The 6,153-nt window shown below is 74.5% G+C and carries 6 protein-coding genes; 5 read left to right on the forward strand and 1 reads right to left on the reverse strand.

Annotated elements, in window-relative coordinates:
• The 3 genes from ACFVXK_RS36485 to ACFVXK_RS36495 all read left to right on the forward strand — a co-directional run.
• On the forward strand, nucleotides 1-528 hold a 528-nt coding region (locus ACFVXK_RS36485), incomplete at its 5' end, for an ABC transporter substrate-binding protein (protein WP_389621024.1).
• Between the two features lie 123 nt (nucleotides 529-651).
• Nucleotides 652-831, forward strand: a complete 180-nt coding sequence (locus ACFVXK_RS36490; protein ID WP_389621027.1) for a hypothetical protein — start codon at nucleotides 652-654, stop codon at nucleotides 829-831.
• A gap of 98 nt (nucleotides 832-929) precedes the next feature.
• Nucleotides 930-1,796 (forward strand): glutathione S-transferase C-terminal domain-containing protein, encoded by an 867-nt coding sequence (locus ACFVXK_RS36495; protein WP_389621029.1) that lies wholly within the window; start codon nucleotides 930-932, stop codon nucleotides 1,794-1,796.
• Nucleotides 1,797-1,808: 12 nt separating this feature from the next.
• Here the strand turns inward: ACFVXK_RS36495 and ACFVXK_RS36500 are convergent, their stop codons facing one another.
• On the reverse strand, nucleotides 1,809-3,875 hold the full coding sequence (locus tag ACFVXK_RS36500; RefSeq protein WP_389621032.1) for a UvrD-helicase domain-containing protein: 2,067 nt from the start codon (nucleotides 3,873-3,875) through the stop codon (nucleotides 1,809-1,811).
• A gap of 376 nt (nucleotides 3,876-4,251) precedes the next feature.
• Between ACFVXK_RS36500 and ACFVXK_RS36505 the strand changes: the two genes are divergently transcribed.
• Nucleotides 4,252-5,655, forward strand: coding sequence for a sulfatase (locus ACFVXK_RS36505; RefSeq protein WP_389621035.1), 1,404 nt, complete (start codon nucleotides 4,252-4,254; stop codon nucleotides 5,653-5,655).
• 63 nt (nucleotides 5,656-5,718) lie between these two features.
• On the forward strand, nucleotides 5,719-6,153 hold a 435-nt coding region (locus ACFVXK_RS36510), incomplete at its 3' end, for an SUMF1/EgtB/PvdO family nonheme iron enzyme (protein WP_389621038.1).

The raw sequence follows: 6,153 nt of genomic DNA on the forward strand, positions 1-6,153 counted from the left end.
CGCACCGACAACAAGGTCACCCCCGACGCCTTCAAGCAGGGCTCCATCGACGGCGCCTGGGTCCCCGAGCCCACCGCCTCCAAGCTCGTCTCCGACGGCGGCTCCGTCCTCCTCGACGAGACCTCCCTGTGGCCCGACAAGAAGTTCGTGATCACGAACGTCATCGTGTCCCAGAAGTTCCTCAAGGAACACGCCGACGTCGTCGAGGCCGTCCTGCGCGGCACCGTCAAGACCAACGACTGGATCAACGCCAACCAGGACAAGGCCAAGGCCTCCGCCAACGCCAAGCTCAAGGCGGACAGCGGCAAGGAACTCGACGCGAAGGTCCTCGACCCCGCCTGGCAGTCCATCCTCGTCACCGACGACCCGCTCGCCTCGACCCTCAAGACCGAGTCCGACTGGGCCGTCAAGGCCAAGCTCCTGGAGAAGCCCGAGCTCGCCGGCATCTACGACCTGACCCTCCTCAACAAGGTCCTCAAGGCCGCCGGCAAGCCCGAGGTCTCCGACGGCGGGCTGGGCGCGAAGTAGCCCTCGCACCCGTCCGGCACGACGGCACCGGCTCCCCCAGGGGGCCGGTGCCGCGGTCTTGACAGCCCCCGGGCACCGGTCGAGACTCCGAAATGGCCAATCCTGGTGAACCGGTAGGGAATCATGGGCTGTTCTGCGCGCGACCACGGCACCGACGGCGGGCACACCGCCGTACCGCCGCTGCCGCGCCCCCTGTTGACCTCCCGCCGGCACATCGACCTCCTGCGCGTGTGCAGTGCGGCGAATCCCCCGCACCGCGACGGCCCCGCGCCCGCCGGGCCGTCCCTTACGGCCCTGGCCTGACCCTCCGCGCACGCGCCCGCCGGTGCCGGCCGTCCTACCGGAGCCGTCACCGGCCGTCCTCCTCGCACGCCCGCGACCGAGCACTCCCAGGGAGACGCATGTCCGCCATTTCCCCCGAAGCCGTGCCGTCCTTCCGGAGCAGGATCGGCCGTGACGCGCGCAGCGGCTATCCGGCCGTCCCGCACCGCTACCGGCTGCACCTGTCGCCCTCCGGTCCGTCCTGTCTGCGGATCGCGATCACCCACGGCCTGCTCGGCCTGGACGAGGCCCTTCCCGTGACCACGCTGCCCGCCGTGCCCGACGCGCCCGACGGCGGGCACCTGGCCCTGCGCCCGCTGTACCAGGCCAGTGCGCACCTGTACCCCGGCCCGGCCGTGGCCCCGGTGCTGAGCGACGACTGGACCGGACGGATCGTCAGCACCCACGCCCCCGACATCCTCGAGGACCTGGGGCGGCGGTTCGACGCCCCCGGCCCGCGCCTGCACCCGGACGGCGCCGACCGGCGGATCGAGGCCGTGGGCCGGCTCTGCGAGCAGGGCGTCGACGCGGCGGCGCAGCGCGCGGGCCGCTCCGGCGCCGGCCCGGCGGCGCGCGAGGCGGCCCTCGCCGTGCTGCTGCGGTCGCTGGGCGCGCTGGAGCGGCGCCTCGCCTCCGCCCCGTACGTGCTGGGCGGTGAACTGACGGCGGCCGACGTGCGGTTGTGGGTGACCCTGGTCCAGCTGGACACGGTGCACCGCTGGCACCTGGACGCGGCGGCGGTGTACCGCCTCACCGACCACCCGCGCCTGTGGTCCTACGCCCGGCGGCTGGCCGCGCATCCGGCCTTCGCGCCCCACCTGGACCTCGACGCCATCGCCCGCCGCCACCACGCCCGTTGCCGGGGCGAGGAGGCGGCCGGCGCGGCGATCCGCATCGTGGCCTGGCCTAGCCGGCTGCCGGACCCGGCCACCGTCACCGGCCCCTGACCCCGAGGCGCGTCACGAGGGCGTCACCCGGTCGCCGACACTGCCGAGCCACAGCAGGTCGCGTGCCCGGGTCATCGCCACGAACAGTCCGCTGCGCAGCAGTTCGGCACGCTCCCGGGCGGACTGCGGGCTCTCCGTGCCGGCGGGCGTCCCGCCGGCCGGAGCCCCGTTCGCGATCCCCGCGTCGTACCGGGGCAGAAAGACGTTCTTGAACTCCAGTCCCTTGGCCCGGTGATAGGTGCCCAGCTTCACCGCGTCCACGGGACGGCCGTCGTAGCGCTCCAGCGGGAACACCCGGATGCCCGAGCGTTCCAGCACCCGCCGGTAGTGGGCGACGCCGCCGGCCGCGGGGCACAGCAGGGCGGTGCCGGCGAGCGCTCCGGCGGGCAGGGAGCGCAGGGCGCGCACGAGTTCGCCGTCGTGGGCGTCCACCGTGGCCCTGGTGACGCGGACGACGTCCCCGTCGTGGTAGGTCGGCTCCACGTCGCGGCGGCCGGGGGCGTGCGAGCCGTCGAGGTCCTCGAAGGAGTCGTCGGCCACGACGGCGAGGGCCGCGTCCAGGATCCGGCCGCTGTTGCGGTAGTTGGTGCGCAGCACCTGGCCGCGGTCGCCGCGGATGTCGATGCCCGCGTCGGTGAGCCGGAAGCCGCCGGGGTACACGCTCTGCTGTCCGTCGCCGACGAGCAGCAGGCCGTTGGGGACGTCGCCGACGAGCGCGTGCAGGAGCCGTACGCCGACGAGCGTGAGGTCCTGGACCTCGTCAACGACGACGGCCGCGTACGGGGGCCGCTCGCGGGGGCGTGACGCTTCGGCGAGGGCGAGGGAGAGGACGTCGTTGAAGTCGTGCGCGTCGCGCTCGCGGAGCTGTGCCGCGTACTCCTCGTACAGCTCCCACACGGCTTCCCGCCGGGAAGGACCGAGGCTCACCTTCCGCCGTCGCCTGGGGACGGTCCGGTACTCCTCGAAACGGGTCAGGCCGCGTCCCTTGATGACGTGGTCGATCTCCTCGCGCCAGTAGCCGGGGGCCGGGTCGAGCGCGGCGAGCGGCCCCTCGCGGCCGACGTGCTTCCAGGCGAGGCCGAAGGCGGTGTCGGCCTTGCCCTTGTTCAGCCGCACCGCCGCGCCCCGCTCGCGGAGGAACGCCTGGGCCCACGCGTGGAGGCTGCTGAACTCCACCCGGTCGGCGACGGCCGGGGCCATCGTCCGCAGGAAGGTGGCCTGCACCCGGGGCAGGTTGTTGGCGAAGGTGACGTACAGGAGGCGGCCCGTGGTCCGCCTGGCCAGGTGGGCCGTCCGGTGCAGGGCGACGACGGTCTTGCCGGTGCCCGCGGGTCCGCTGATGCGTGCCGGGCCGCCCCAGTCCCGGCGTACGAGGGCCACCTGATCGGGGTGGAGGAAGGTCATCCACTGCTCGACCGGTGCGGCCATGGCTTCCTCCAGGGCCGCGTCCCGTAGCCCTTCCACGTCGAACAACCCCTCCGGAACGTCGTGTTGCGGGGGTGCGGGCGCCGCGTGCGTACGCCGGTCGACCGCCGCGCCCTCGTGCTCCGGGAACACCCGCTCCAGGTGGTCGGCGATGGCCCGGACCGCCTCGGACCGCAGCCGGTTCCGCTGCGCCAGCAGTACGGGACCGGCCTCCTGTTCGCCCAGGAGGAGGATCCGGCCGCGTTCGGTGTGGGCGCTCCGCCCGGCGTGCACCATGACCGGCTGGACCGCCACGGGTGACATCCCGAGGGCGGCCACCGCGCTCTCGGCGGCCCTCGTGCCGGCGAGCAGCGCGGCCACCCGCTCCTCCCCCGGCTCCCCGCCGGCCGTGACGTCGACCACGAACACGCCCCCGGGCCCCACCAGCAGGACGTCCGCCCGCGGGGCCGGTGTCCCGGACCACCGCCGGGGCACCAGCAGCCGCCATCCGCGCGCGGTCAGGACCAGCAACCGCGCCAGGATCCGCTGCCCGTCCTCCCCCGCGCCCGTCCACCGCAGGGCCTGGCGGCGGGCGGCCTGCCAGTCCTCCCGGAGCAGCCGCTCCCGGCGCCGTTCGTCCTGCGCCCGCCGTGATGCCGTGCCGAACGTCCCCATACCGAGCCCCCCTCGTACGCGGAGCAGCGATCATAGGCCGGAACGGGACGGGAAGGCAGGGCGCGTGCGGGGGCGCGGGCGGGGCCCGGGCAGGGGCTGGGCAGGGCCCGGGCGGACGGGGGCGGTCATTTCATCCGCCGTACATGGAACCGGGGTTCCGCTGCGCCTACTGTCGTCGCCATGGCAGCAGGAATCCTCACCTCGCGCCGCCGCATCGACCCGGTCGGCGTGGCCGCCGCCCTCTGTACGGCCGCCCCGGCGCGCTGATCGCGCCCCCCGGCCCACGGGACCCGTGCCCGGTCCCCGTCTCTTCCCCCGCGCACCGCGCCCGCCGCCGTGCGCCCACGCGCCCTCGCACCCAGGAGGAACAGACCGCATGAGCGAGAACCCGCGTCACCCGGTGAGCCGCCGGGGCTTCCTCGGCGGAGCCGCGGCCGTGGCGGCCGCCACGGCCGTGCCCGCCGTCGCCCAGGTCGCCGCGGCCGGTCCCGCCGCGGCCGCCGGCCGTCCGAACATCCTGCTGATCGTCACCGACGACCAGCCCAAGCACACCGAGTGGGCCCTGCCCAAGACCGTGGCCTGGCTCGCCGACCGGGGGGTGAAGTTCACCCACGGGCACGTCACCACCCCGCTGTGCGCCCCCTCGCGCTCCAGCGTGTTCTCCGGCCGGCACGCCCACAACCACGGCGTGCGCAACAACAAGGCCGCGCACGCGCTCGACCAGAGCACCACCGTGCAGAAGTACCTCCAAGAGGCGGGCTACCGCACCGGCCTGTTCGGCAAGTACCTCAACTCCTGGAACCTGGCGGACAGCCCGCCGCACTTCGAGGAGTTCGCCCTCCTCCAGCCCGCGTACGTCGACGCCCGGTGGAACGTCGACGGCACCGTCCGGACCATCGACGGCTACACGACCACCGTCGTCAAGAACCGCACCCTCGCCTTCCTCGACAAGGCCGCCACCGACCCCCGGCCCTGGTTCGCCTACGTGACCCCGTACGCCTCGCACGGCCCGCGGACCCCCGAGGCGAAGTACGCGGACACCGCCGTGCCCGCGTGGAACGGCCGGCCCTCCGTCCCGGAGGAGGACCGCGCCGACAAGCCCCCGTACATCCGCGAGGCCACCGGCACCCTCGCCGACGGGCGGGCCATCCGGGCCGAACAGCTGCGGACCCTGCTCTCGGTCGACGACGCGGTGCAGGCCTTCAAGGACAAGCTCCAGGCGCTGGGCCAGTTGGAGAACACGCTGGTCGTCTACATCGGCGACAACGGGTTCAGCTGGGGCGACCACGGCTGGACCGCCAAGTCGGTGCCCTACCGCCCGGCGCACGAGGTGCCCTTCTACCTCTCCTGGCCGGCCGGCGGCCGGGGCGCGGGGACGCAGGACGACCGGATCGTCGCCAACATCGACATCGCCCCCACCCTCCTCGACGCGGCCGGCATCACCCCCGCCGCGCCCCAGGACGGCCGCTCCCTGCTCTCCTCCCACAGCCGCGACCACCTGCTGGTGGAGTGGTGGAAGCAGGGCACGGCCACCGGCGGGACCCCGACCTGGTCCTCGTACGTCGCCAAGGACGAGCAGTACACGGAGTACTACGACCTGAGGACCGACGCGAGCGGAACGGTGTCCGGTACGGGGCAGGTCACCTTCCGCGAGTACTACGACCTGGCCGGCGACCCGTACCAGCTGACCAATCTGCTGCACGGGGCCACCCCCGCCCAGGAGCAGGCCCTCGGTATCCCCGCCCTGGCCGGCCGGCTGCACGCCGACCGCACCGCCTGACCACCCCTGCGGCCGGGCGCCCCGTCCCGGGGTGCCCGGCCGGACCCGTCCCCCGGAGCCGACATGCCCGACTGCTGCACCCCCGGCCACGCCCACTCCCCCGTGCTCGCCCTCGCCCCGCCGCCGCCCGCGGCCCCGCCCTCGCGGGTGGCCCGGCAGCTGCTCGCGCTGCCCGGGGGCCGCTTCCTGATGGGCACCGACGACCCCGAGGGGTTCCCCGCCGACGCCGAGGGGCCGGTCCGCGAGGTGGCCGTGGGGCCCTTCCGGATCGCGGCCACGACCGTGACCAACGCCCGGTTCGCCACCTTCGTCAAGGCCACGGGCCATGTGACCGAGGCCGAGCGCTTCGGGTTCTCGTTCACCTTCGGCGCCTTCCTCGGCGACCGGGTCGCGGCCGTCTCGCCGCCGGTGGCGGGCGTTCCGTGGTGGCGGGCCGTGGAGGGGGCCTCGTGGCGCAGCCCGGAGGGTCCCGGTTCCAACGTCTCCGCCCGGCAGGAC

The organism is Streptomyces sp. NPDC058157 (assembly GCF_042884105.1).
Taxonomy (GTDB): domain Bacteria; phylum Actinomycetota; class Actinomycetes; order Streptomycetales; family Streptomycetaceae; genus Streptomyces.